The sequence below is a fragment of the Blastococcus sp. SYSU D00820 genome, assembly GCF_054050695.1.
The window spans coordinates 64,099-87,307 of record NZ_JBJGZW010000016.1 but is presented as its reverse complement, the minus strand read 5'-3'; the positions used below and the strand labels follow the sequence as shown (position 1 = coordinate 87,307).

Genomic DNA, 23,209 nt, shown 5'->3' with positions numbered 1-23,209 from the left:
GGGAGGCCATGGTCGGGTACGAGCCGCCGGTCCAGGTGGCCCGGTCGCAGGCCCTGCCCGCATGAGCACGCTGCGGCTCCGGCACTTCGTCCGCACGAGCCTGTGGCTGCTGCCGATCGGCTGTCTGGTCCTCGGCCTCGGCCTCGCCGTCGCGACCCTCGCCGTGGACCGGGCGACGGAGTACCGGCTGGTCCCGCAGAGCCTGACCGGGACGCCCTCCGACGCCCAGACGATCCTGTCGTCATTCGCCACCGCCATGGTGTCGATGACCACCCTGGTCCTGACGGTCACTTTGGTGGCGGTCCAGCTGGCGATGGGCCAGTTCTCGCCCCGCATCGTGGGGGCGCTGCTCAACGACCGGTGGAGCCAGCTGGCGATCGGGCTCTTCGGCGCCAGCTTCCTGGTCGCCGTGCTCACCCTCCGCGAGATCCGCGGCTCCGACACGGGCACGGTCCCCGGGCTGTCGATGCTGCTGGCCTACGTCCTGATGCTGGCCAGCGTCGTCGTGCTCGTCCTGTTCGTGCACCACGCCGGTCAGGGGTTGCGGGTCGCCGGGCTGATCGACCTCGTGGGCGACCGGAGTCGCGCGTTCATCGTCCGCGAGCACGGGAACTCGCCGGTCACCACCGGCGGCAGGGACGAGATCGTCGCCACGCGCCCCGGCAACCTGGTCCGTGTCGACCGCCGCGCCCTGGTACTCGCGGCCCGGCAGGCGGACTGCGTGCTGGAGCTGGTCCCGGTCGTCGGGGACTTCGTCGTCGGCGGCGCGCCGCTGTTCCGGGTGCATCCGGGCACCCCGTCGACGGCGAGCCCGGACGGGGACGCAGCCGGTCGACTCCTGTCCGCCGAACTGACCCGCCATGTCCTGCTCGGCGGGGAGCGCGGGCACACCGACGACCTGGCCTACGGGTTCCGCAAGCTCGTCGACATCGCCGTGCGGTCGATCGCCCAGCCGTTCAACGACCCCACGACGACGGTCCAGGCACTCCACCGGCTCCACGACCTGCTGCGCCAGATCGCCGCCCGTCCCCTGCCCTGCGGTGAGCACCGCGACGACGACGGCGCGGTGCGCCTGCTCGAGCGGACCGTCAGCTGGGACGGCTACGTCCGGCTGGCCTTCGACGAGATCCGCCTGGCCGGCGCGTCGGAGCCGCAGGTGACCCGGAAGCTGTGCGCCGCCCTGGGCGATCTCAAGTCCGTGGCACCGACCGACCGGCAGGAGCCCCTGGACCGCCAACTCCGGCTGCTGGAGGCCGCCGTCCGACGGGCCCACGAGGACGAGGACGACGTCGTCGCAGCGCTCATCCCGGACACCGAGGGCATCGGCTCGGGGGCCGACGTCACGGTCGCGCCACCGGCCCGGTCGGCTGCCGGGTCGCACCGGACCGGATCGCACTGACGGGGATCGACCGCGGGGGCGCCTGACGCCTGGCCGTGTACCTGTCCCGCTGGAGGGTGTCCCGGAGCGGGGCACGAGGAGATGGGTCCCGCAACGGCCGAGCCCCTCCGGCGCATGGTGACCCGCGCCCCACCTAGGCCTGCTCGGCGCCCCAGCGTGCGAGCGCGACGATCGCCTCGCGCAAGGCCAGCCCGCGAGCGGTCAGCGCGTAGGCCCGGGTGTTGTGCCGGAGCGGCAGACGGGTCAGGACGCCGGCGGCTTCGAGCTCGCGCAGGCGGGTCGCGAGCATGTTCGTCGGCACTCCGAGGTCGCGCTGCAGATCGCCGTAGCGTTGCGGCCCGTCGAGCAGCCGCTCCACGATGAGCAGAGCCCACCGGGCTCCGACGACGTCGAGGGCCGCGGCGAGGTCGCTCACGCGGTCGGATCGGCGTCCGGCTTCATCCAGAACGGCGAGTAGTGGTAGCCGTCGAGGTCGTCGAACTGGCGCTGGTACATGAAGGGATAGTCGTCGGTGTCGCCGATCCGCCCGCCGGCGGCGCCGGCGCGCTCGACGAGCTCGTCGACCGCCTCGCGGCTGCCCAGGTCGAACGAGACCGTGACCTTCGAGGGCGTGCGGGGCCCGCCGACCAGCTCCTCGACGCCGCCGACGCTCGCGTACATCTCGCGGCTGCCGAGCATGACGTACTGCTCGGGTGCGATCGCGAAGCATGACACGTTGTGATCGGACATCTCGGCGTTGAGGGTCCAGCCGAGGGCGGTGTAGAAGGCGGTCGCGCGCTCGACGTCCTCGACCGGGCAGGTGATGAAGAGGCTCATGCGGCGACACTTGCAAAATGCAAGTTCGGCGTCAAGTGCCGACCGCGCCCTCCCCTTTTCACTCGCGGCTGGGCTGCACCGGCACGAGATCGCGCAGGACGACGAGCGGATGAGCGTGCCGTGCTGCCCGGGGCAGTCGGTCCACCTGCGACCGGAGACGACTCAGGCCGCCCTCCCGGAGGAGGACGGCCTGAGTCGGACGGGTGGAGCTGAGGGGACTCGAACCCCTGACCCCCACACTGCCAGTGTGGTGCGCTACCAGCTGCGCCACAGCCCCGTTCCCGGCCCGAAGTGGTGCGTTCGAGCCGTGGAGAACTCTACAACGCGGCCGCGCGGCACCGGCGCAGGGGGTGGCACCGGGGTGTCACTGCTGCTTCATCTGGGCGATGCGCAGGTGGTTGCCGAAGGGGTCGCGCAGGCCGAAGTCGATGCCGTAGGGCTGGTCGACCGGCTCCTCGGTGATCTCCACGCCCTTGGCCTTGAGCTCGGCGTGGGTCTTGTAGGCGTCGTCGCAGGCGAAGAACAGGTGCCCGCCCGCCACGCCCTTGGTGACCGCCTCCCGCACCTGGACGGCGGTCTCCTCGCTCATCGACGGCGGCCCCGGCTTCTCGAGCAGCACGGCGCGGTCGGGCTGGCCCGGCAGGGTCACGGTGAGCCAGCGCATCGGCCCGAACTGCATGTCGGACTGGACCTCGAACCCGAGCTTGCCGACGTAGAAGTCGAGCGCCTGGTCCTGGTCGAGCACGTAGAGGCTGGTGATGGTGATCGCGTTCAGCATGGGGACGACGCTAGGGAGCGTCACTCCCCCGGCGCTTCTCCGAAACTGCTCGGTCGGGCCCACCGCATGACGAAGCAGGACGGCGCCGGGGGCAGGGGGCCGCGACGCCGGTAGGCGCTCGGCGGCTCACCGACGATGTCGCGGAAGACGCGGCTGAACGTCCCCAGGCTGGTGAAGCCGACGTCCATGCAGACGTCGGTCACGCTGCGGTCGGTCGACCGGAGCAGGAACATCGCCCGCTCCACGCGGCGCCGCTGCAGGTACCGGTTGGGCGTCTCCCCGAAGGTGGCCCGGAAGGTGCGGATGAAGTGCGCCTCGGAGACCAGCGCGATCCGCGCCAGCGTGGGGACGTCGAGCGGCTCGGCGTAGCGCCGGTCCATCGCGTCGCGGGCGCGCAGCAGCCGCCGGTTGGCGTCCTCGGTCGCGCTGCCCACGGCCGCATCCCAGCACGCGGGGTCAGCCGACCTCCACGCCCCGCTCCGCCAGCCACTCGACCGGGTCGACCCGCTCGCCGTTCAGCCCGCCCTGGTGCACCTCGAAGTGCAGGTGCGGGCCGGTGGACTGGCCGCGGTTGCCGAGCAGGGCGATCGTGTCGCCGGCCTGCACGTAGTCGCCGACCTCGACCAGGATCTCGTCCATGTGGCCGTAGACGGTGACGTCGCCGTTGTCGTGGAGGATGTAGACCGCCAGGCCGAACCCGCTGGCCGAGCCCGCTCGCAGGACCACGCCGTCGACCGCCGCGTACTCCGGCGTCCGCATCGGGGCGGCGAGGTCGATGCCGTAGTGGAAGGTGCCCCAGCGGGCGCCGAAGCCGCTGGTGAACCGGGCGCCGTCGACGGGCAGCACCGCGCGCGGTCGGGCGGCCTCCGCCGCGGCCGCAGCGGCGGCCGCCTCGGCCTCGGCCCGCGCCGCCCGGGTGGCGGCGACCTCCTGGAGGCGGGCCTGCGCCTCGGCCTCGGTGATGGAGGCCATCGGCATGACCTCGGCGAGCTGCTCGTCGGAGAGCAGCTGCTGCTGGGCCTCCAGCACCGTCGTCGCCTCCGCCGCGGCCGGGGTGTCCGGCACGCCGACCAGGGCGGCGACGACCCCACCGGCCACCAGCGCCCCCAGCAGCATCGACGGCCGCCGGTCCCAGGTGCTGCGGCGTCGGGCGGCCGGGCCGACCGCGCGGTGCGACCCGGTGGTGGGGCCGGCGGGGGTGGTGCTGCTGCGCATGTACCTGCTGCTCCGTGGGGAAGAGCCCTGACGGGCCGGATCGCTGGTTCCTCGATCCAAACACTCCGTGACTCATCCGTGACCTGGAGTACGGCGCGTCGGCGGCGACACGCCGACTGTGATGTCACACACGCCTCAGCTGTCACAGTCGGGTCACGGTGTGGTCAGATCGGGGACACGGACGGGTGACGGGGAGTTTCACTTCCGGACGGGGCGGGCACAGGAGCCTCTCCGGCGTGAGCAGGCGCGCCGGTCCGACGCTCCACCTGGCCGGGCCGGCGCTCCCCCGCCGTCCACCGGGAACCCGCCTCCGCCACCGCGGAGCCGGTGTCCTCGTGCCCGGATGATCAACCCCGTTGATCACTGCTGCGCCCAGCCGGGCGCAGCCCCTCCTCCCCTCCGGAGGCCGTCGGCCCGACCGGCCGCGCCCGGGAGCGGAGCGCACCACAGGAAGGAACGGATGCCGCATGTCGACGCCGGGAGTCACCGGAGCACCTCGGACCCTGCCGGTCCCCGACCCGCTCCCCCTGACGCCGGTCGTCGCGCGCGTCCGTCCGCTCAGTCAGAAGACGCTCCGTCACCACGGCCGGCGGCTGGAGGTCCCGACCTACGACCGGGACGCCCTCACCCCCGCGGTCGTGCACTTCAGCGTCGGCGGCTTCCACCGCGCCCACCAGCTCACCTACTTCGACGACCTCGCACAGCTGGGCATCACCACTGGCTGGGGCGTCGTCGGCGTGGGGCTGCGGCACCGGCTGCTGCAGGAGGCGCTGGCCCCGCAGGACTACCTCTACACCGTCGTCGAGCGCAGCCCCGACGGTGAGCGGGCCCGGGTGGTCGGCGTGATGACCGACTACCTCTTCGCGCCCGATTCCCCCGCCGCGGTGCTCGACCGGCTCACCGACCCGAACACGCGGATGGTCACGATGACCATCACCGACGCCGGCTACCGGCTGGACCCGCACAGCGGCGTCTTCGACCTCGACGACCCCGACGTCCGGCACGACCTCGCCCACCCCGAGACCCCGTGCACCCCCTTCGGCTACCTGGTCGAGGCCCTCGACCGCCGCCGGCGGGCCGGCACGGCGCCGTTCACCGTCGTCTCCTGCGACAACCTGCACCGCAACGGCGACGCCGCGCGGGCCGCGGTCGTCGGCCTGGCGCGCCAGCGCGACGAGGTGCTCGCCCGCTGGATCGCCGACCGCGTCTCCTTCCCGTGCAGCATGGTCGACCGGATCACCCCGCACACCACGCCCGGGGAGCGCGAGGAGGTCGCCCGCCGCTACGGCGTCGACGACCGCTGGCCGGTGATCACCGAGCCGTTCTCCCAGTGGTTCATCGAGGACGACTTCTGCAACGGCCGCCCGCCGCTGGAGGCCGTCGGCGTCCGGTTCGTCCCGGACGTCGCCCACTACGAGCTGATGAAGACCCGCCTGCTCAACGCGACCCACTCGGCGCTGGGCTACCTGGGCTCGCTGGCCGGGCACGCGCGGATCGACGAGCTCGTCGGCGAGCCGCTGTTCGCGCGTTACGCCGCCCGGCTGATGGACGCCGAGGTCACCCCGCTGCTGCCGCAGCCCCTCGGGGTCGACCTGACCGAGTACAAGCGCACGCTGCTGCAGCGCTTCGCCAACCCCGCCATCGGCGACCGGCTCTCCCGCCTGTGCCGCCGCGGCTCGACCAAGATGCCGCACCACGTGCTGCCCTCGCTGCGCCCGTGGGTGGCCGACGGCGGGTCCGCGCCGCTGCTCACGCTCGCCGTCGCCGGCTGGTTCCGCTACCTGCAGGGCGCCGACGAGGCCGGCCGGCCGCTGCCCGTCGAGGACGAGCGGGCCGACGAGCTGATTGCGCTGGCCGGGCGGGGCGGCCTGGACCCCCGGCCGCTGCTGTCGCTGCGCCCGGTCTTCGGCGACCTCGGCGAGCAGCCGGCGTTCGTCGCCGAGCTGGCCGAGACCCTGGAACGCCTCGACCGGGACGGCGTCCGGGCCACCGTTGCGGCCGCGCTGGGGCGGTCCGGGACCATGTCCCGGTGACCGCACCCTCCCCGACTCCCTCCGCACCGCCCGCAGCCCTCCCCGAACCGGTCGTCGCCGGCCTCACCGCGCTGCTCTGCGACGCCGACGGCAACCTGTTCCCCTCCGAGGAGCCGGCCTTCGTCGCCTCGGCCGAGGTGACCAACCGCTTCCTCGCCGAGCTGGGCTCGCCGCAGCGGTTCACCGCGGAGGAGCTGCGGCTGGCCACCACCGGCATGAACTTCCGGAGCACCGCCCGGCGGCTGGCCGCCGAGGCCGGCCGGCCGGAGGTCGACGTCGAGCCGTGGGTCGCCGAGGAGCGGCGCGCGGTCACCGCCCACCTGGGCACCGCCCTGCGGCCGCACCCGGAGACCACCGCCGCCCTCACCGCGCTGGCCGCGCACCTGCGGCTGGCCGTGGTGAGCTCCAGCGCGCTGACCCGGCTGGCCGCCTGCTTCACCGCCACCGGCCTGGACGACCTGCTCCCCGCCCCGGTGCGCTACAGCGCCGAGGACTCGCTGCCGGTGCCCACCAGCAAGCCCGACCCGGCCGTGTACCGCCACGCCTGCGACCGGCTGGGCATCGCGCCGGCCACCGGCCTGGCCGTCGAGGACTCCGTGCCCGGCGTGCTGTCCGCCGTCCGGGCCGGCTGCCCCAGCGTGGGCAACCTGCTGTTCGTCGCCGAGGCCGAGCGCGCCGAGCGGGCGACCGCGCTGCGCGAGGCCGGTGCCCTGGCCGTCGTCTCCTCCTGGGCGGAGCTGGCCACCCTGCTGCTGCCGGTCCTGTCCCGCCGGCACGGCGCATCCCCGACCGACGGAGGGACCCGATGAAGATCGTCTACACCAGCTTCCGCGGCCTGTTCTCCGACAGCCCGCGGGCCATCTTCGAGGCGCTGCGCGAGCGCGGCGACGACGTCACGCACACCTGGCTCACCTCGCCGGCCGGCGAGCACGCCTTCCCGGCCGACGTCGAGACCGTGCCGTTCGGCAGCCCGGCCAGCATCGCCGCGCTGGAGGCCGCCGACGTCGTCGTCTCCAACGACCACATCCCGCTGGACTGGGAGAAGCGCCCCGAGGCCACCTACATCCAGACCTGGCACGGCACGCCGCTCAAGCGGATCCACAACGACGTCCGCTGGGCGCCGGAGGGCCGGCTGGCCTACCTCGAGCACGACATCGCCCGCTGGGACCACCTGCTGTCGCCCAACCCGGTCAGCACCCCGCGCTTCCGCAAGGCCTTCGGCTTCGACGGCCCGGTGCACGAGACCGGCTATCCGCGCAACGACCTGCTGAACAGCCCGCAGCGCGACCAGGTGCGCGCCGCCCTGCGCGCCGAGCTGGGCATCGCCGAGGGCACCCGCGTCGTCCTCTACACGCCCACCTGGCGCGACGACCTCGTCTTCGAGGGGCAGGGGCCGGACTTCGCCTTCCCCGTCGACCTGGCCGACTTCGCCGACCGGCTGGGCGGGGACTCGGTGCTGCTGCTGCGGCTGCACAACATGGTGTCCAGCCGCCTGGAGCCGATCGACGGGATGCCGGTGCGCGACGTGTCGGCCCACCCCGACATCCGCGACCTCTACCTGGCCGCCGACTGCCTGGTCACCGACTACTCGTCGACGATGTTCGACTTCGCCATCACCGGCAAGCCGATCCTCTTCTTCACCTACGACCTGGCCGACTACCGCGACCGGCTGCGCGGCTTCTACTTCGACCTGGAGGACGTCGCGCCCGGGCCGATGCTGTCCACCAGCGAGGAGCTGGTCACCGCGCTCGGCGACCTCGACGCCGTGGCCGCCGCGCACGCCGAGCGCTACCGGGAGTTCCGGGAGACGTTCTGCTCCCTGGAGGACGGGCACGCCACCCAGCGGGTGCTCGACCTGTTCTTCCCCGCCGCGGGCTGACCACGCCGGGAGCCCTGCCGGTCAGCGCGCCGGCAGGGGCTCCCCGGCCGGGGTACCGGCCGACCGGGGGCCGGTCTCCCGGAAGCGGCGCACCGCCGCGATCCCGCCGACCACCGAGCCGGCGCCCACCGAGACGAGCACCGCCACGGCGGCGCGGGCCAGCAGGTCGGGGCCGCCGGACAGCACGTTCGCGCTCCAGAGCACGTCGACGTCGGGCAGGCCCTGCACCAGCAGCAGCCAGCCCAGGACGACGGCGAACAGGCCCGTCATCGCGCCCTTGCCGCGCCAGGCCGCCCGCGCACCGAGCACCGCCACCAGCACCGCGGTGAGGCCGGGCAGCAGCGCCGACAGGATCGCGCCCGTGTGCGAGCCGACCCCCGCGGCCGGCTCCGGGGTGGAGAGCGCGTGGTACAGCGCCGCGGCCCCGCCGAGCACCAGGAGCGCCCCCAGCGGCCGGGGGCCACGGGCCAGCAGCCCCGCGGCGGCGGTCGCCAGGGCGAGGGCCAGGTGCACCGGCCACACGACCGCCGGCGAGGGCGGCGGGGTCCAGGTGAGCTCGCCGCGCACCTCGATCGGCGTGCCGCCGTGCACCATCGGCACGGTCCACTCGCTGACCACGTGCTCGTGCGTGGGGTCGGCGGCGACCGCCGGCGGCAGCGAGCCCTCGCTCATCCAGTGCGTGCGGTGGTCGTGCCAGGTGTAGGCCGGCTCGGTCGACACCTGCACCCACTCGGGCTCGGCGGTGACGTCGGCGTCCTCGGGGACGTCGGTGCGGCCGTAGCGGTCGAGGTTGAGGTAGGTGGCCGGGCTGCGGCTGTTGCGCCAGACGCCGTCCGGTCCGATCCGCAGGTAGGGCTCGTCGGAGTACCCCGGCACCTCGACGTCGACGTCGGTGGTGTTCACCACCTCGAACTCGTCGCCGAACTGGAGCACCCGCACGCCGACCCCGGGCACCTCCGGCGTCACCGACAGGACGCGGCCGTCGAAGTCGCTGCCGGCCACCTCCCCGCCGACGTGCGCCGACGCCGGGCCGGCCACGGCCAGCGTGGCCAGCAGGGCCGCCAGGACGACGGCCAGCCGGGCGAGCGGGCGGCTCACGACTGGGCGGCGACCAGCGCGAGGTCGCCGGCGATGTCGTCGGCGGAGTTGCCGGCGAAGGCCACGTGGGCGAGGTCGTCGGCGCCGTACAGCAGCAGCAGCGACGAGTGCAGCCGGCCGTCGTCCTCGGCCAGCGGCACCCCGGCGGACAGCTGCGCCCGGTCGATGGCGCCCTGGTCACCGGTCAGCCCGGTGAAGGTGACCGGGGTGTCCTGGTCGAACCGGTGGAGGTACTCGGCCAGCACCGCGGGGGTGTCGGTGGCCGGGTCGGTGGTGACGAAGACGACCTGCACCTGCGCGGCCACCTGCGGGTCCATGCGGCGCAGCGCCAGCCGGACGTCGGACATCGTGGACGGGCAGATGTCGGGACACGACGTGTAGCCGAAGAACAGCAGCGTGAGCCGCCCCGCCGTCTCGGCGGCGAAGTCGTAGGGCGCACCGGTGGTGTCGGTGAGCGTGAACGACGGCCGCTGGTACGGATCCGGCAGGTCGACGCCCGCGTACGTGTCGTCGGGGCTCTCGTCGAGCGAGGCCGGGCCGTCCGCGGAGTGGTCGTGCCCGGAGCTGCTGGACGCCGCGGCGTCCGCGGTCCTCCCGGCGTCGCCGTCGGCGGTGCACCCGCCGAGCACCAGGCCCGCGGCGAGCAGCAGGACGGGCAGGCGGCGGACGGAGGACCTCACGAGGACACGGTACGTCGCCCGGCGCGGACACCCAGGACCACCGCGGCCAGCCCGGTCAGGAGCGCGAGGATCGCCAGGAACAGCGCCACGGCGCCGGGGTCCTCGGCTGCGTCGCCGTGCGCGGCGGCGGTGTCCGTGCCCGCGTGGCCGTCGGTGGTGCTGCCGTCGTGGCCGTCCCCGGTAGCGGTGCCGCTCAGCGTCAGCACCGGCGCGGGGTACTCGGGCTCGGCCTGGCCGGTGACGGTGGGCTCGATCCAGGCCGCCTCGGTGCCGTCGCTGTAGGTCTGCACGGCGGGCAGCACCAGCTCGTCGGCCTCGGGGAACGGTCCGCCGGAGAGCGAGAACTCCTGGAACTCCCCGGGGCGGATGCCGCCGCCGGCGTCGGCCCGCCACTCGACCGTCGACACGTACGACGTGACCTCCTGGCCGGCCACCTCGACCGGCTCGTCCAGGTCCATGACCGTGAGGGTCGCCGTCCAGCCGGGCACCGGCTGGCTGCGCAGCGAGGCCAGCGGCGTCTCCGCCGGGAACCGGATCGCCACGGAGACCGTGCTGGCCGTGTCGCTCTCGTTGGGCACCCGGAAGGTGAGCTTGCCGTAGCCGCCCGCGGCGGCGTCCGCGGAGGACACCGTGACGTGCGCCGCGGCGGTGCCGGCCGCCAGAGCGAACGACGCGGCGAGGGCGGCCAGCGCCGCGAGCAGGACGACGCCCAGGCGGGCGAGCGGTCGGGGCAGGGCGAGGGACACGGGGTTCCTGTTCTGGAGGGGGTGGGAGGAGTGCAGGCCGGCGGTCAGCGGACCGGGAACTGGGTGCTGGCCACGCCGGCGGTGAAGTCGTCGAGCCGGACCGAGACCGAGAGGGTCCAGGTGCCGGCGCCGGGCACGGAGACGCCGTCGCCGACGTAGTGGCCCGGGCCGGCGGGCTCGAGCTCCAGCTCCAGCGGCCCGATCTCCTGCTCCGGCTCGGTCAGCGTGACGCGGATGTCCTCGGGCTGGGCGAGCTGCCCCGCGGTGTCGAAGAGGTAGACGTGCAGCGTGTTCGCGCCCGGCCGGGCCGGGTCCAGCGACACCTGGACGTTGCCCGCCTCGCCCGCGGTGGACTCCAGCGGCAGGGTGACGTCGACCGGCTGGGCCGCGGTGGCCCGGGCCGGCGGCGAGCCGACCAGCACCGCCGAGAGCGCGAGGACGACGGCGCCGAGGCCGAGCTCGACGAGCACCGACCGGCGCAGCGCCGACCGCTCGGCGCCGGCGCCGCGGGCCTGCTCCTCGGCACGGGCCGCGGCGGCGGCGCGCACCTCCTCGGGCGCCTCGCCGTCGGCCGCGGTGGCCGGTCCGCCGGTCGCGGCGAAGGCGTGCGCGGTCACCCGGCGCCGGCCGGCCGGCCGGCGGTGGACGCCCAGGTGCTGCTGCACCCAGACCCGCGAGATGCCGGCGGCGGCCAGCAGCAGGGCGATGACGGCGAGCTTGGCCAGCAGCACCCGCCCGTAGGTGGTGGAGACCAGCGCGGCGGGCGAGCCGACCTCGCGCACCGACTGGACGACGCCCGTGACGACCAGCGCGGTGACGGCGGCGGCGGCGATGCGGGAGAACGGCGGCAGCGCCGCCGCCAGCTCGCCGGCGGGGGCGTCGGACCGCAGCACCCCGCCCAGCAGCGCGGCCAGCCCGCCCAGCCACACCACCATCGCGGCCACGTGCACCGTGGTGGCGGCGACCGCGAGGGCCGGCCAGGGCCCGGCCACGGGGTGGCCGACCGCCGAGGTGGTGAGGACCAGCGCCGCGGCCAGGACCCCGCCGACGGCCAGCCGCTGCTGCCCCGGCTCCGCCCCGCGGCGCAGCACCGGCACGAGGACGACGGCCAGCGCGGCGGCGAGGCCGCAGCGCAGCAGCAGGGCGAGGCCGAGCTCGGAGTCGGCGGTGGCGCGCAGGAGGGCCGGGTCGAACGCCGAGCCGATCCCCGCGGCCGCGGCGTAGGGCCCCTGCAGCAGGAAGGACACGACGGCGCCGCCCAGGACCGCGCCCAGCCCGGCGGCGGTCATCCGGCGCAGCCGCGCCGAGCGCCACCCGGCCGGCCAGCACAGCGCGACCACGGCCGGCACCCCGACGGCCAGCGCCAGGCCGGCGAAGCCGATCCAGCGGGCCACCGGCAGGGCCGCGGCGACGACGGGGTCGGTCGGGTCCTCCGCGGACGCGGCGACGTCCGCGGCGACCAGGCCGGCGTCGCCCACGGCGAAGGAGAACGCGCCGGCGATCGGGTGCGAGTCGGCGGAGATGACCCGGTAGGTGACCAGGTAGCCGTCCTCGGGCAGGCCGTCCCGCAGCGGGATGGTGAGGGTCGCGCCGTCGACCGCGGCGGTGCCGGTGTCCACCCGCTCCCCTCCGCTGTCGAGGACGCGGGCGTACCCGGCGCCCAGCGACACGGCCTCGGAGAACTCGAGGGTCACCTCGCCGGGCACCTGGGCCAACGAGGCGCCCTCACCCGGATCGGTGGACACCAGCTCCGCGTGCGCGGCGGCCGGCCCGGCGGTGACCACCCCGGCGGCCAGCCAGCCGGCGAGCAGGAGGGCCAGCAGCAGGGCGGCCGGCAGCCGGCGGGTCACGCGGTCACCCGGTCGCGGCGCACCGCGAGCACCGTGCGCCGGCGCCCGCGCCAGGCCAGCGCGGTCACCAGGACCACGCCGGCGAGCAGCGCGAGGTGCGCGGTCGCCCGGTCGGCGTGCACGTGCCCGGCGCGCAGGTCGGCGACGGTGAGGACGGTGAGCAGCACGCCGAAGGTGCCGAGGAAGGGCAGCGCTCCGGCGGCCAGGCGGGGCGCCGCGGAGACGGCGAGGAAGGCGGCGGCGACGGCGAGGTTCCAGGCACCGGTCTCGTGCGCCATGTGCACCGGGGCGCTCATCGCGGCCACCCCCGAGGCCAGCGACGGCCAGGCCGCGCCGGCCTGCACCAGGGCCACGGCCAGCAGCGCCAGCCGCAGCGCGCCGTCGGTCAGCCGGGCCCGCGCCGCGGCGGCGGTACCGGGGAGCTCGCGCGGCAGCGCCGCGAGCACGGCGGCGGTCAGGTCGGGCACCGGCGGCGCCGGGGCCAGCCGGGCACGCCGGGTGACCCGCTCGGCGTCGGCCACCCAGGCCGCGCACGACGGGCAGCCGGCCAGGTGGGCGTCGAGGTCGGCGACGGGCATCCCCGGCGACTCGCCGTCCAGCCGCGCGGAGGCCGCCTCACGGAATCCGGGACACTGCATGGAGGAGTAGTCGTTCCAGGGACCCGTCCGGTTCCCGGCCGGGGCCGAACTCCTGGCACGGACACTCCTGCGACGAGGGCGAGGACATGGACGACCTGGAGCGGACGGCCGCCGCGGCCGTCGACGGCGACCCGCTCGCGGCGGCGGCGCTGGTCCGGGCCACCCAGTCCGACGTGTGGCGGCTGTGCGCGGCCCTCGGCGACCCGGCCTCGGCCGACGACCTCACGCAGGAGACCTATCTGCGCGCCTTCGGGTCGCTGCACCGGTTCGAGGGACGGTCGTCGCTGCGGACGTGGCTGCTGGCCATCGCCCGCCGGGTGTGTGCCGACGCCGTCCGGTCCCGCCGGCGGCGCCGGCTGACGCTGGTCCGCGAGGACGCCGAGCTGGAGGCGCTGGGCCGGACCGGCGCGCCGGACGGCGACCCGGTCGGCGAGGGCGCCGCGGTCACCGACCTGCTGGCCCGCCTGGCCGCCGACCGCCGCGAGGCCTTCGTGCTCACCCAGCTGCTGGGCCTGCCCTACGCCGAGGCGGCCGAGGTCGCCGGCTGCCCGGTCGGCACGATCCGCTCCCGCGTGGCGCGGGCCCGGGCCGACCTCGTGGCGTTCCTCGGCGAGGACGCCGTCCGCCGGGCCGAGTGAACGGCCTGCCACGCCAATCTGAACAGCAGGTGAACGACCGGTACCACCCGGGCGACGTCCCGGTGAACCGACCTAAGCTCCCCGACGGCCCTCGCCCGGACGGACCGGTGCGGCGACCGCCCCTCCCCCCGATCCGGAGCAACGCGTGCCCTTCAGCCTGACGCCCAAGGACTCGAGCTTCTACCCGCTGTTCACCGCCTCGGCGGAGAACCTGGTGGCCGCCACCGACGTCCTGAGCGACTTCATCCACGACCACGCCCGCCGCGAGGAGCTCGCGATCCAGCTGCGCGAGCTGGAGCACATCGGCGACCAGTCGACGCACGCCATCTTCCGGCAGCTGAACTCCAGCTTCGTGACGCCGTTCGACCGCGAGGACATCTACAACCTCGCCTCGGACCTCGACGACGTCATGGACTTCGTCGAGGCCGCCGCGGACCTGGTCATCCTCACCGGCCTGGGCACCCTGCCGGCGGAGATGAGCCAGCAGACGGCACTGCTGCAGCGCGCCGCCCAGACCACCGCCGAGGCGATGCCGCGGCTGCGGACGATGAAGGACCTCTCCGAGTACTGGATCGAGGTCAACCGCATCGAGAACGAGGCGGACAAGCTCTACCGCCGGCTGCTCTCGCGGCTCTACAGCGGCGAGTTCGACGCGCTGGAGATCCTCAAGCTCAAGGAGGTGGCCGACCAGCTCGAGGAGGCCGCCGACGCCTTCGAGCACGTGGCCAACGTCGTCGAGACGATCACGGTCAAGGAGTCCTAGGCCCGGATGGACCTCTTCTGATGGACGCGGCCTTCATCGCCCTCGTCGTCATCGTCCTGGTCGCCCTGGCCTTCGACTACACCAACGGGTTCCACGACGCCGCGAACGCGATCGCCGTCGCGGTCTCGACCAAGGCGCTCACCCCGCGGGTGGCCCTGGCCCTCGCCGCGGTGATGAACCTGATCGGCGCGCTGCTGTCGACCGAGGTGGCCAAGACCGTCGGCGACGGCATCATCGAGGCCCCCAGTGGCGACGAGGGCCTCCAGATCGTGTTCGCCGCGCTCATCGGGGCGATCGTGTGGAACCTGATCACCTGGTGGTTCGGGCTGCCCTCGTCGTCCTCGCACGCCCTCATCGGCGGCCTGGTCGGCGCGGCGCTCGCCGCGGCGCACACGGTGCAGTGGGACGGCGTGCTCAACAAGGTCGTCATCCCGATGGTGGTCTCGCCGCTGGTCGGCTTCGGCCTGGGCTACCTGTTCATGCTGGCCATCCTGTGGACCTTCCGGGGCGCCAACGTGACCCGGGCCAACCGCGGCTTCCGCTACGCCCAGATCGTCAGCTCGGCGACGATGGCGCTGGGCCACGGCCTGCAGGACGCGCAGAAGACCATGGGCGTCATCACCCTGGCGCTGGTCACCGCCGGGGAGATCGACACCTTCGAGGTGCCGCTGTGGGTGGTCCTCGCCGCTGCGCTGGCGCTCAGCGCCGGCACCTACGCCGGCGGCTTCCGCATCATGCGCACGCTCGGCCGGCGGATCATCCAGCTGACCCCGGCCGGCGGGTTCGCCGCGCAGACCGTGGCCTCCGGCGTCATGGTGACCACCGCGACGGTCTTCGCCGTGCCGGTCTCCACGACGCACATCACCACCACCTCGATCATGGGCGTCGGATCCACCCGGCGGCTGTCGGCGGTCCGCTGGGGCGTCGCCGGCAACATCGTGGTGGCCTGGGTGGTCACGCTCCCGGCCGCCGGTGCGGTCGCCGCGCTGGCCTACTTCGCCACCGCTCTCGTCGTCGGCTGACCGGCGTGACCGGCGGCGCTCCGGGGCCGCCGGCCCCGCCGGACCCGGTCCGGCTCGGGACGGCGCGCGGTCGCTGGCTGCTGCTGGCCACCGTGCTCGCGTCCGGGATGGCGTTCCTCGACGCCACCGCGGTCACCGTCGCGCTGCCGGCCATCGGCCGGGACCTCGGGGCCGGCCTGTCGGGCCTGCAGTGGACCGTCACCGGCTACACGCTCGCCCTGGCCGCGCTGATCCTGCTCGGCGGTGCCCTGGGCGACCGCTACGGCCGCCGCCGGGTGTTCCTCGTCGGCGTCGGCTGGTTCGCCGCCGCCTCCCTGCTGTGCGGGCTGGCCGCGAGCCCAGGCCAGCTGGTGGCCGCGCGCGTGGTGCAGGGCGTGGGCGGGGCGCTGCTGACGCCGGGCAGCCTGGCGCTGCTGCAGGCCTCCTTCCGGCCGGGCGACCGCGCCGTGGCGATCGGCCGCTGGTCGGCGCTGGGCGGCATCGCCGGGCTGGCCGGCCCCTTCCTCGGCGGGCTGCTCGTCGACGCGGTGAGCTGGCGGCTGGTCTTCCTGCTCAACGTGCCGGTGGCCCTCGCCGTCCTCGCCGTGGCCGGCCGGCACGTGCCGGAGAGCCGCGACCCGGATCGGTCGGGGCGCTTCGACGTCCCCGGGGCCGTGCTGGGCGCGGTCGCGCTGGGCGCGCTGACCCAGGCGCTGATCGTCGCCGGGGAGCGGCCGGACGCCGCCGCGGTCGTCCTGCCGGCGGTCGTGGGCCTCCTCGCCGGGGTGGCGTTCGTCGTGCGCGAGCGGCGGGCGGCCGCGCCGATGCTCCCGCCACGGCTGTTCGCCGACCGCACCTTCACCGGCGCCAACCTGGCCACCTTCGCCGTCTACGGGGCGCTGGGCGGGCTGTCGCTGCTGCTCGTGCTGCAGCTGCAGGTGGTGCTCGGGTACGACGCCACCGCGGCGGGCGCGGCGATGCTGCCCTCGATCGCCGTCATCACGCTGCTGTCCGCCCGGTTCGCGGCGCTGGCCGGCCGCACCGGCCCCCGGCTGCCGATGACGGCGGGCCCGCTGGTGGCCGGGGCCGGGATGCTCCTGCTCGCCGGGGTGGACGGCCGCGAGCCCTACGTGCTGGACGTGCTGCCCGGATCGCTGCTGCAGGGCCTGGGCATGGCGATCACCGTCGCGCCGCTGACGGCCACCGTGCTGGCCGCCGCACCCGACGCGCTCGCCGGGGTGGCCAGCGGCGTGAACAACGCGGTCGCCCGGGCCGCGCAGCTGCTGGCGGTCGCCGCGCTGCCGGTCGTCGTCGGCCTCACGGGGGACGACTACGCCGATCCCGCCGCGCTGGCCGGCTCCTACCGGACCGGCGCGCTGGTCTGTGCCGCGCTGTTCGCGCTCGGCGCGCTGACCTCCTGGTTGACCGTGCGCAGCGACGTCCTCCGGGTGTGATCCCATCCACTGGACCCGGATGTGGTCAATTCCGATCGATCTGGTAGACATAGACCTCGTGGCGGCGACGGCGGTGCTCCTGGTGGGGCGGATCCACGTCGACCTGCTGCGCGTCTGCACCGCCTGCTGTCCGGGCTGCTGACCTCCCGCGCCTGAGCGCGCGCCCCCCGTCAGACCTCCCGTGCTGCTGCGCGCCCTCCTGCGCGCCCGCGGATCCCAGACTCGGAGCCCAGCCCCGTGAAGACCCTCATCCTGCTCGCCCTCGCCGGCCTGGGCGCCCAGCTCGTGGACGGCAGCCTCGGCATGGCCTACGGCGTCACCTCGACGACGCTGCTCCTGGCCATCGGCACCAACCCGGCCGCCGCCTCGGCGACCATCCACCTCGCCGAGATCGGCACGACGCTCGCGTCGGGCCTCTCGCACTGGAAGTTCGGCAACGTCGACTGGCGGGTCGTCGCCAAGGTCGGCGTCCCCGGCGCGATCGGCGCGTTCGCCGGCGCCACCGTGCTGTCCAACCTCTCCACCGAGGTCGCCGCCCCGGTGATGAGCCTGATCCTGCTGGCCCTCGGCATCTACCTGCTGGTCCGCTTCACCCTCCGCGGCATCGACCGGCGCAACCTCGGCAAGCCGGTGCGCAAGCGGTTCCTCGGTCCGCTGGGCCTGGTCGCCGGCTTCGTCGACGCCACCGGTGGCGGCGGCTGGGGCCCGGTCGGCACCCCGGCGCTGCTGGCCAGCGGCCGCATGGAGCCGCGCAAGGTGATCGGCTCGATCGACACCTCCGAGTTCCTCGTCGCGCTGGCCGCCAGCCTCGGCTTCCTCGTCGCCCTCGGCTCGCAGGGCATCGACTTCGCCTGGGTCGCCGCCCTGCTGATCGGCGGGCTGATCGCCGCGCCGATCGCCGCCTGGCTGGTCCGCCACGTCCCGCCGCGGCTGCTCGGCTCGCTGGTCGGCGGCATCATCGTGCTGACCAACACCCGCACCCTGCTGCGCAGCGACTGGCTCGACGCGCCCGACGCCGTCCGCTACCCGATCTACGTGGCGATCTACCTGGTGTGGGCCGCGGCGGTGGCCTGGTCGTTCGTCCAGTACCGCAAGGACCGCGCCCTGGAGTCCGCCGACGCGCTCGCCGCGGAGGCCGCCCGCCTGGCCGAGGCCGAGCGGACGGTGCCGCCGGCCGACGCCGCGGACGCCGCCGACCTGGGTCGCTCGCTGGCCGGGCGTCCCAGCGCTCCGCAGGACTGAGGAAGGTCCCCGTCCGAGCCGGACGGGGTCGACGGGGAGGCCCCGTCCGGTGACCGCCGGGCGGGGCCTCCCGCGTCTCACCGGCCGGCCAGCAGCCGCTCCTCCAGCTCGGCGGGCAGGCCCGGCTCGGGCAGCCCGTGGGGCGGCGGGAGGCGGTGGACGTCGCTGCGCAGCCACGCCCAGGTGTCGGCCACCGACTCGCGCAGGGGGCGGCTGGGCAGCCCCAGCTCGCGGGCGCGGGTGGTGTCGACGTCCCACGCGGGGACGGCGAGGTCCCGCGGCAGCCACAGCGGCAGGTGCAGCCACGGCTCGACGCCGGCGGCCAGCAGCTCCGCCTCCGGCACGGCGACGAACTCCGCGTCGGCGCCGGTGACCTCCCGGCAGGTCGCCAGCAGCCCGCCGAGCGTGGTCATGCCGGCCGGCCCGGTGGCGTTGACCGCGCCGCCCTGACCGCGCTCGGCCATCGCGACCAGCCAGCCGGCCAGGTCACGGGCGTCGACGAGGGCGATCGGCTGGTCGAGGGCGTCGGGCACCACGACCCTGCCGCCGCGGGCGATCCGCTCCAGCCACCAGCCCAGCCGGTGCACGTTGTCGTGCGGGCCCACGATCAGGCCGGCCCGGGCGGTGAGGAACCGGTCGCCGAACGCCGCGCCGAGCACGCGCTCGGCGGCCGCCTTGACCGGCCCGTACTCGTCGTCGTCGGTGGTCCAGACGGGCTCGTCCTCCCCGCGCAGCGGGCCCGGCGGCCAGTTCCGGTAGGCGTTGAGGCTGCTCACGAAGGCGTAGCCGCGCACAGGCTCCTCCGCCAGCGCCGCCGCGGCCGCCGCGGCCGCCGCCCGGCTCTGGCAGGAGGTGTCGACGACGAGCTCCGGCCGCCGGCCGGCCAGCGCGGCCGGCAGCGCGGCAGGGTCCTCCCGGTCGCCGTGCAGGGCCAGCACGCCGCCCGGCGGCTCGCCGCTGCGGCCGCGGGTGAAGGTGGCGACCTCGTGGCCGCGGTCCAGGGCCGCCGTCGCCACGTGCCGGCCGAGGAAGGCGGTACCGCCGAGGACGAGCAGTCGCATGACCGACAGCCCAGCGGCTCCGCTCCCCCGGCGTCCACCCGGTTCGCCGACGGCGCAACGCCCGCCGCCCCGGGGACGGTCAGCCGGCAGGGCTCCAGCGGCCGGTGACCAGGTCGGTCCAGATCCGGCGGATGGCGAGGGAGTTGCGGTCGGCGCGGGCGTGCGCGTTGAGGTGCTGGGCCAGCGGGTACTCCGCGGGCAGCGCCTCGAGCAGGTCGCGGTCCTCGTCCTCCACGACGTCGTCGAACGCCAGGATCTCCGCGGCCGGGCGGTCGGCCTCGGTGTCGGTGCGCAGCACGGTCTGGGTGATGGTGCAGCGCTCGTCGTCCACCGGGGTGATCGCCTTGACCATCAGGTGGCGCAGCCCGTCGGGGTAGTCGATGAGCATGTGCCCGAGGAAGGGCAGCAGCAGCGTGCTGGTGGTGCGGCGCACCGTCGTCCCGATCTCGCCGGGGCGGGCCTCCACGGGTACCTCTCCCGTCGCGCGCAGGCCGCCGGGCACCCGGACGACGGTGGTCTCCGTGAGCTCCGGGCGGTCGGGGTTGCCGAAGGTGTTGCGGTGCACGAAGGCCACGTGGCCCGGGTCGAAGTTGTTCTCCAGCAGGTGCATGGCCGTGCAGTGGAAGTCCCACGTCCGCTCGGGCACCACCCGCCAGGCCGGGTCGTCGAACTCGGGGATCCCGGGGATGCCGGTGATCGGCCCGCCCTCGGCCTCGGTGGCCAGGCAGATCCACACCATGCCGTAGCGCTCCTGCGCGGCGACCATGGTCAGCCCGCTCTTCGTGGGATGCGGGGAGTCGGGGAACTGCGGGATCCGCTGGGTGCGGCCCTGCGCGTCCCACTCCCAGCCGTGGTAGGGGCAGACCAGGTGGCAGTCGGTGATCCAGCCGCGGGACAGCGGCGCGTCGCGGTGCGCGCAGCGGTCCAGCGCGGCCGACACCGGCGCGCCGGGCTCCGGCCGCCACAGCACCAGGCCCGTGCCCAGCACCCGCCGGGCCACCGGGGCGTCGGTGACGTCGGCGGAGAACCCGACGCAGTACCAGAACCGGCGGAACACCGGGTGCTCGCTGAGGACGAGGTGCTCGGGCCCGGCGTGCCGGGTCACCCGGACGCCGTCCTCGGTGGCAGCGGGCATCCCGGAGAGGGTCGTCATCGTGGTGGTGCTCCTCCGCCGGCCCGGCGGAGGCGGGGTCCCCCGCCCGCGGCCCGCCGCGCCTGGGAGCGATCCCAGCCGACGCGCGTTCCGGGGCGGTTGCGGGCGGGTGTCGCTCCGGCGTCCGGTCAGACGGCGGGCAGCACCGGCACCTGCGGCAGCGGGGTGGCCCGCGCGGCGGCCAGCACCATGGACGGCGACCGGGGCAGGCCGCGGCGGGTGCACAGCCGCAGCGCCCGCGCGCCGGTGACGACGTCGGTCTCCGGCGGCACCACCAGCAGGTCGGCGCGGCGGTTGCCGCCGGCCCAGCTCAGGCAGACCACCCCGGGGTCCATGCTGCGGAACCCCCCGGTGCGCACGGTGCGGCCGCCGACGACCACCTTGCGGGGAGCGGGCAGCCAGGCGTCGAGGGCGTAGGTGAACCGCTCGACGCGCAGGTCGCGCCGGTCGAGCGCGGCGATCAGCTCGGGCACCTCCACGGCGAGGTCGCGGCTGCGCGGGAACCAGGCGCCGTCGAAGGTCGACGTCCCGTCCCCGGCGTCGCTGCGGATGCTCACCCGGACGTCGATCCCCCCGCGGTGGCCCTCGGAGAGCAGTTCGGTTCGGGTGGTCCTCATCAGCGTCAGCCCCGCCTTCCGTCGTCCGCGGGCCCCGACCGACAGGAGCCCACGCCGAAGGTACGAGGCGGCATCGCCGCAGCCCCGCGCGTTGCGGGCGGGCGGGTCGGACCGTTCCGGCCGGTCATCACGACCCGTCATCGACCGGCCACGCAACCCCCCGCCGACCGGGGCCGGAGACGACGACGGGGCCGCCGCCTGGTGGCGACGACCCCGGCGGCCCCGCTGCAGCGGGGTCCTCCGTCAGGCCGGCTTGGGCTTGCGGTTCTTGGCCTTGCCGCGCTCGGTCTGGTCGAGCACCACCTTGCGGATGCGGACAGCCCCGGGGGTGACCTCGACGCACTCGTCCTCGGCGCAGAACTCCAGCGCCTGCTCCAGGTTGAGGATGCGCGGCGGGATCAGCCGCTCGAGTTCCTCGGAGGTGGACTTGCGCATGTTGGTGAGCTTCTTCTCCTTGGTGATGTTCACGTCCATGTCGTCCGGACGGGAGTTCTCACCGACGATCATGCCCTCGTAGACGTCCGTCCCCGGCTCGACCATGAGCTGACCCCGCTCCTGCAGGGAGAACATCGAGTAGGTGGTGGCCACGCCCTGGCGGTCGGCGACCAGCGAGCCGGTCGGGCGGGCGCGCATGTCGCCCAGCCACGGCTCGTAGCCCTCGAGGTTGTGGTTCAGGACGCCGGTGCCGCGGGTCTCGGTGAGGAACTCGGTGCGGAACCCGATCAGGCCGCGGGACGGGACGATGTACTCCATCCGCGCCCAGCCGGTGTCGTGGTGCACCAGGTTCTCCAGCCGCCCGCGGCGGTTGGCCAGCGCCTGGGTGAGCGTGCCGACGTACTCGCCGGGGGTGTCGATCGTGACGCGCTCGACCGGCTCGTGCAGCTTGCCGTCGATGGTCTTGGTGACCACGGTCGGCCGGCCGACGGTGAGCTCGAACTCCTCGCGGCGCAGCTGCTCGACGAGGATGGCCAGCGCCAGCTCCCCGCGGCCCTGCATCTCCCAGGTGTCGGGACGGTCGGTGGGCAGCATGCGCACCGAGACGTTGCCGACCAGCTCCTGGTCGAGGCGGTTCTTGATCAGCCGGGCGGTCAGCTTCTTGCCGGAGCGGCCCGACAGCGGCGAGGTGTTGATCCCGATGGTGATCGAGATCGACGGCTCGTCGACGGTCAGCGGCGGCAGCGGGCGCGGGTCGTTCGGGTCGGCGAGGGTGTCGCCGATCATGATGTCCTCGATGCCGGCGATGGCGACGAGGTCGCCGGGGCCGGCGCTGTCGGCCGGGGTGCGGGTGAGCCCCTCGGTCATGAGCAGCTCGGTGATCTTGACGTTCTTGATGGTGCCGTCGATCTTGCACCAGGCGACCTGCTGGCCGCGCTTCATCTCGCCGGAGTGGATCCGCAGCAGCGCCAGGCGGCCCAGGAACGGGGAGGCGTCGAGGTTGGTGACCTGGGCCCGCAGCGGCTCCTCGGCGTCGTAGCTGGGCGCCGGGATGGTCTCCAGCAGCGTCTTCACCAGCGGCGCGAGGTCCGGGCTGTCGGGCACGGTGCCGTTCTCGGGGCGGTTGAGCGACGCCTGGCCGGTGCGGCCGTTGCAGTAGACGATCGGGAACTCGAGGGCGTCGGCGTCCATGCCGGCGTCCTCCATGAGCTCCATGAACAGCTCGTAGCACTCGTCGACGACCTCGGCGATGCGCGCGTCGCCGCGGTCGGTCTTGTTGACCGCGAGGATGACCGGCATCCCCTTGCCCAGCGCCTTGCGCAGCACGAAGCGGGTCTGCGGGAGCGGGCCCTCGGAGGCGTCCACGAGCAGGACGACGCCGTCGACCATCGACAGGCCGCGCTCGACCTCGCCGCCGAAGTCGGCGTGGCCCGGGGTGTCGACGATGTTGACGACGACGGGGTTGCCGTTCTCGTCGGCCAGCCGGATCGCGGTGTTCTTCGCGAGGATGGTGATCCCGCGCTCGCGCTCGAGGTCCATCGAGTCCATCACGCGGTCCTGCGTGGTGTCGGCGTCGGTGCCCTCGCCCTTGGCCCGCCCGAGGGCGCCGGCCTGGCGGAGGAGGGCGTCGACCAGGGTGGTCTTGCCGTGGTCGACGTGGGCGATGATCGCCACGTTGCGCAGGTCGCTGCGGGTGGGCATGCGGAGAGGCAC

Annotated in this window: 23 protein-coding genes and 1 tRNA gene; 9 read left to right on the top strand and 15 right to left on the bottom strand. The window is 74.8% G+C overall.

The genetic code is table 11. The features are described from left to right. Positions 1-61 precede the first annotated feature (61 nt). Positions 62-1,399: a DUF2254 domain-containing protein gene (locus tag ACI79R_RS16625; RefSeq protein ID WP_456574754.1), complete on the top strand. Its 1,338-nt coding sequence runs from the start codon at positions 62-64 to the stop codon at positions 1,397-1,399. A gap of 133 nt (positions 1,400-1,532) precedes the next feature. Here ACI79R_RS16625 and ACI79R_RS16620 read toward each other — a convergent pair whose 3' ends face one another. From ACI79R_RS16620 to ACI79R_RS16595, 6 genes are all read right to left on the bottom strand, one after another. Continuing rightward, positions 1,533-1,814, bottom strand: coding sequence for a winged helix-turn-helix transcriptional regulator (locus tag ACI79R_RS16620; protein ID WP_456574753.1), 282 nt, complete (start codon positions 1,812-1,814; stop codon positions 1,533-1,535). Next, positions 1,811-2,215: a VOC family protein gene (locus ACI79R_RS16615; RefSeq protein ID WP_456574752.1), complete on the bottom strand. Its 405-nt coding sequence runs from the start codon at positions 2,213-2,215 to the stop codon at positions 1,811-1,813. The genes ACI79R_RS16620 and ACI79R_RS16615 overlap by 4 nt, the downstream gene beginning before the upstream one ends. Positions 2,216-2,419: 204 nt before the next feature. After that, positions 2,420-2,492, bottom strand: a tRNA-Ala gene (locus ACI79R_RS16610). Between the two features lie 87 nt (positions 2,493-2,579). Continuing rightward, positions 2,580-2,993: a VOC family protein gene (locus ACI79R_RS16605; protein ID WP_456574751.1), complete on the bottom strand. Its 414-nt coding sequence runs from the start codon at positions 2,991-2,993 to the stop codon at positions 2,580-2,582. A gap of 20 nt (positions 2,994-3,013) precedes the next feature. Further along, positions 3,014-3,427, bottom strand: coding sequence for a helix-turn-helix domain-containing protein (locus ACI79R_RS16600; RefSeq protein WP_456574750.1), 414 nt, complete (start codon positions 3,425-3,427; stop codon positions 3,014-3,016). Positions 3,428-3,449: 22 nt separating this feature from the next. Further along, positions 3,450-4,208 (bottom strand): M23 family metallopeptidase, encoded by a 759-nt coding sequence (locus ACI79R_RS16595; RefSeq protein ID WP_456574749.1) that lies wholly within the window; start codon positions 4,206-4,208, stop codon positions 3,450-3,452. A gap of 638 nt (positions 4,209-4,846) precedes the next feature. On the opposite strand from ACI79R_RS16595, the gene ACI79R_RS16590 reads away from it, so the two are divergent. The 3 genes from ACI79R_RS16590 to ACI79R_RS16580 are packed head-to-tail and all read left to right on the top strand — an operon-like array spanning position 4,847 to position 8,120. After that, a complete protein-coding gene (locus ACI79R_RS16590) occupies positions 4,847-6,241 on the top strand; it encodes a mannitol dehydrogenase family protein (RefSeq protein ID WP_456574748.1) in 1,395 nt (464 codons plus the stop codon). Further along, on the top strand, positions 6,238-7,050 hold the full coding sequence (locus ACI79R_RS16585; RefSeq protein WP_456574747.1) for an HAD family hydrolase: 813 nt from the start codon (positions 6,238-6,240) through the stop codon (positions 7,048-7,050). Before ACI79R_RS16590 ends, ACI79R_RS16585 begins: the two co-directional genes overlap by 4 nt. Further along, positions 7,047-8,120 (top strand): CDP-glycerol glycerophosphotransferase family protein, encoded by a 1,074-nt coding sequence (locus ACI79R_RS16580; RefSeq protein WP_456574746.1) that lies wholly within the window; start codon positions 7,047-7,049, stop codon positions 8,118-8,120. The genes ACI79R_RS16585 and ACI79R_RS16580 overlap by 4 nt, the downstream gene beginning before the upstream one ends. A 21-nt stretch (positions 8,121-8,141) precedes the next feature. On the opposite strand, the gene ACI79R_RS16575 is transcribed toward ACI79R_RS16580, so the two are convergent. From ACI79R_RS16575 to ACI79R_RS16555, 5 genes are read right to left on the bottom strand one after another with little or no spacing between them, the layout of a single operon-like run. Next, positions 8,142-9,218: a hypothetical protein gene (locus ACI79R_RS16575; protein ID WP_456574745.1), complete on the bottom strand. Its 1,077-nt coding sequence runs from the start codon at positions 9,216-9,218 to the stop codon at positions 8,142-8,144. Next, positions 9,215-9,898, bottom strand: coding sequence for an SCO family protein (locus ACI79R_RS16570; protein WP_456574744.1), 684 nt, complete (start codon positions 9,896-9,898; stop codon positions 9,215-9,217). The genes ACI79R_RS16575 and ACI79R_RS16570 overlap by 4 nt, the downstream gene beginning before the upstream one ends. Continuing rightward, entirely contained in the window at positions 9,895-10,644 is a 750-nt protein-coding gene (locus ACI79R_RS16565; protein WP_456574743.1) for a YcnI family protein, read from the bottom strand. The genes ACI79R_RS16570 and ACI79R_RS16565 overlap by 4 nt, the downstream gene beginning before the upstream one ends. A gap of 44 nt (positions 10,645-10,688) precedes the next feature. Then, positions 10,689-12,494 (bottom strand): copper resistance CopC/CopD family protein, encoded by a 1,806-nt coding sequence (locus ACI79R_RS16560; RefSeq protein WP_456574742.1) that lies wholly within the window; start codon positions 12,492-12,494, stop codon positions 10,689-10,691. After that, on the bottom strand, positions 12,491-13,132 hold the full coding sequence (locus ACI79R_RS16555) for a zf-HC2 domain-containing protein (RefSeq protein WP_456574741.1): 642 nt from the start codon (positions 13,130-13,132) through the stop codon (positions 12,491-12,493). Before ACI79R_RS16555 ends, ACI79R_RS16560 begins: the two co-directional genes overlap by 4 nt. A gap of 86 nt (positions 13,133-13,218) precedes the next feature. Here ACI79R_RS16555 and ACI79R_RS16550 point away from each other — a divergent pair, with 86 nt between their 5' ends. From ACI79R_RS16550 to ACI79R_RS16530, 5 genes are all read left to right on the top strand, one after another. Beyond that, complete coding sequence (locus ACI79R_RS16550) at positions 13,219-13,770, top strand: sigma-70 family RNA polymerase sigma factor (RefSeq protein ID WP_456574740.1); 552 nt, start codon at positions 13,219-13,221, stop codon at positions 13,768-13,770. 145 nt (positions 13,771-13,915) lie between these two features. Then, positions 13,916-14,533, top strand: a complete 618-nt coding sequence (locus tag ACI79R_RS16545; protein ID WP_456574739.1) for a DUF47 domain-containing protein — start codon at positions 13,916-13,918, stop codon at positions 14,531-14,533. A gap of 20 nt (positions 14,534-14,553) precedes the next feature. Next, positions 14,554-15,555, top strand: coding sequence for an anion permease (locus ACI79R_RS16540; protein ID WP_456574738.1), 1,002 nt, complete (start codon positions 14,554-14,556; stop codon positions 15,553-15,555). 5 nt (positions 15,556-15,560) lie between these two features. Further along, positions 15,561-16,988 carry an MFS transporter gene (locus ACI79R_RS16535; protein WP_456574737.1) on the top strand — a complete coding sequence of 476 codons (1,428 nt, stop codon included), beginning with the start codon at positions 15,561-15,563 and terminating at the stop codon, positions 16,986-16,988. 237 nt (positions 16,989-17,225) lie between these two features. Next, complete coding sequence (locus ACI79R_RS16530) at positions 17,226-18,230, top strand: sulfite exporter TauE/SafE family protein (protein ID WP_456574736.1); 1,005 nt, start codon at positions 17,226-17,228, stop codon at positions 18,228-18,230. Between the two features lie 77 nt (positions 18,231-18,307). Here the strand turns inward: ACI79R_RS16530 and ACI79R_RS16525 are convergent, their stop codons facing one another. From ACI79R_RS16525 to typA, 4 genes are all read right to left on the bottom strand, one after another. After that, a complete protein-coding gene (locus ACI79R_RS16525) occupies positions 18,308-19,291 on the bottom strand; it encodes an NAD-dependent epimerase/dehydratase family protein (protein WP_456574735.1) in 984 nt (327 codons plus the stop codon). 79 nt (positions 19,292-19,370) lie between these two features. Then, positions 19,371-20,444, bottom strand: coding sequence for a Rieske 2Fe-2S domain-containing protein (locus tag ACI79R_RS16520; protein ID WP_456574734.1), 1,074 nt, complete (start codon positions 20,442-20,444; stop codon positions 19,371-19,373). A gap of 128 nt (positions 20,445-20,572) precedes the next feature. After that, on the bottom strand, positions 20,573-21,061 hold the full coding sequence (locus ACI79R_RS16515; RefSeq protein WP_456574733.1) for a DUF5994 family protein: 489 nt from the start codon (positions 21,059-21,061) through the stop codon (positions 20,573-20,575). A 243-nt stretch (positions 21,062-21,304) separates the two neighbouring features. Next, on the bottom strand, positions 21,305-23,197 hold the full coding sequence (gene typA, locus ACI79R_RS16510; RefSeq protein ID WP_456574732.1) for a translational GTPase TypA: 1,893 nt from the start codon (positions 23,195-23,197) through the stop codon (positions 21,305-21,307). Positions 23,198-23,209 lie beyond the last annotated feature (12 nt).

What these genes read in the sequence shown, in the direction of transcription:
- ACI79R_RS16540 (WP_456574738.1), top strand. Translation starts at nt 14,554, where the DNA reads ATGGACGCGGCCTTCATCGCCCTCGTCGTCATCGTCCTGGTCGCCCTG.
- ACI79R_RS16615 (WP_456574752.1), bottom strand. Translation starts at nt 2,215, where the DNA reads ATGAGCCTCTTCATCACCTGCCCGGTCGAGGACGTCGAGCGCGCGACC.
- ACI79R_RS16605 (WP_456574751.1), bottom strand. Translation starts at nt 2,993, where the DNA reads ATGCTGAACGCGATCACCATCACCAGCCTCTACGTGCTCGACCAGGAC.
- ACI79R_RS16520 (WP_456574734.1), bottom strand. Translation starts at nt 20,444, where the DNA reads ATGACGACCCTCTCCGGGATGCCCGCTGCCACCGAGGACGGCGTCCGG.
- ACI79R_RS16580 (WP_456574746.1), top strand. Translation starts at nt 7,047, where the DNA reads ATGAAGATCGTCTACACCAGCTTCCGCGGCCTGTTCTCCGACAGCCCG.
- ACI79R_RS16525 (WP_456574735.1), bottom strand. Translation starts at nt 19,291, where the DNA reads ATGCGACTGCTCGTCCTCGGCGGTACCGCCTTCCTCGGCCGGCACGTG.
- ACI79R_RS16555 (WP_456574741.1), bottom strand. Translation starts at nt 13,132, where the DNA reads ATGCAGTGTCCCGGATTCCGTGAGGCGGCCTCCGCGCGGCTGGACGGC.
- ACI79R_RS16515 (WP_456574733.1), bottom strand. Translation starts at nt 21,061, where the DNA reads ATGAGGACCACCCGAACCGAACTGCTCTCCGAGGGCCACCGCGGGGGG.
- ACI79R_RS16595 (WP_456574749.1), bottom strand. Translation starts at nt 4,208, where the DNA reads ATGCGCAGCAGCACCACCCCCGCCGGCCCCACCACCGGGTCGCACCGC.
- ACI79R_RS16550 (WP_456574740.1), top strand. Translation starts at nt 13,219, where the DNA reads ATGGACGACCTGGAGCGGACGGCCGCCGCGGCCGTCGACGGCGACCCG.
- ACI79R_RS16625 (WP_456574754.1), top strand. Translation starts at nt 62, where the DNA reads ATGAGCACGCTGCGGCTCCGGCACTTCGTCCGCACGAGCCTGTGGCTG.
- typA (WP_456574732.1), bottom strand. Translation starts at nt 23,197, where the DNA reads ATGCCCACCCGCAGCGACCTGCGCAACGTGGCGATCATCGCCCACGTC.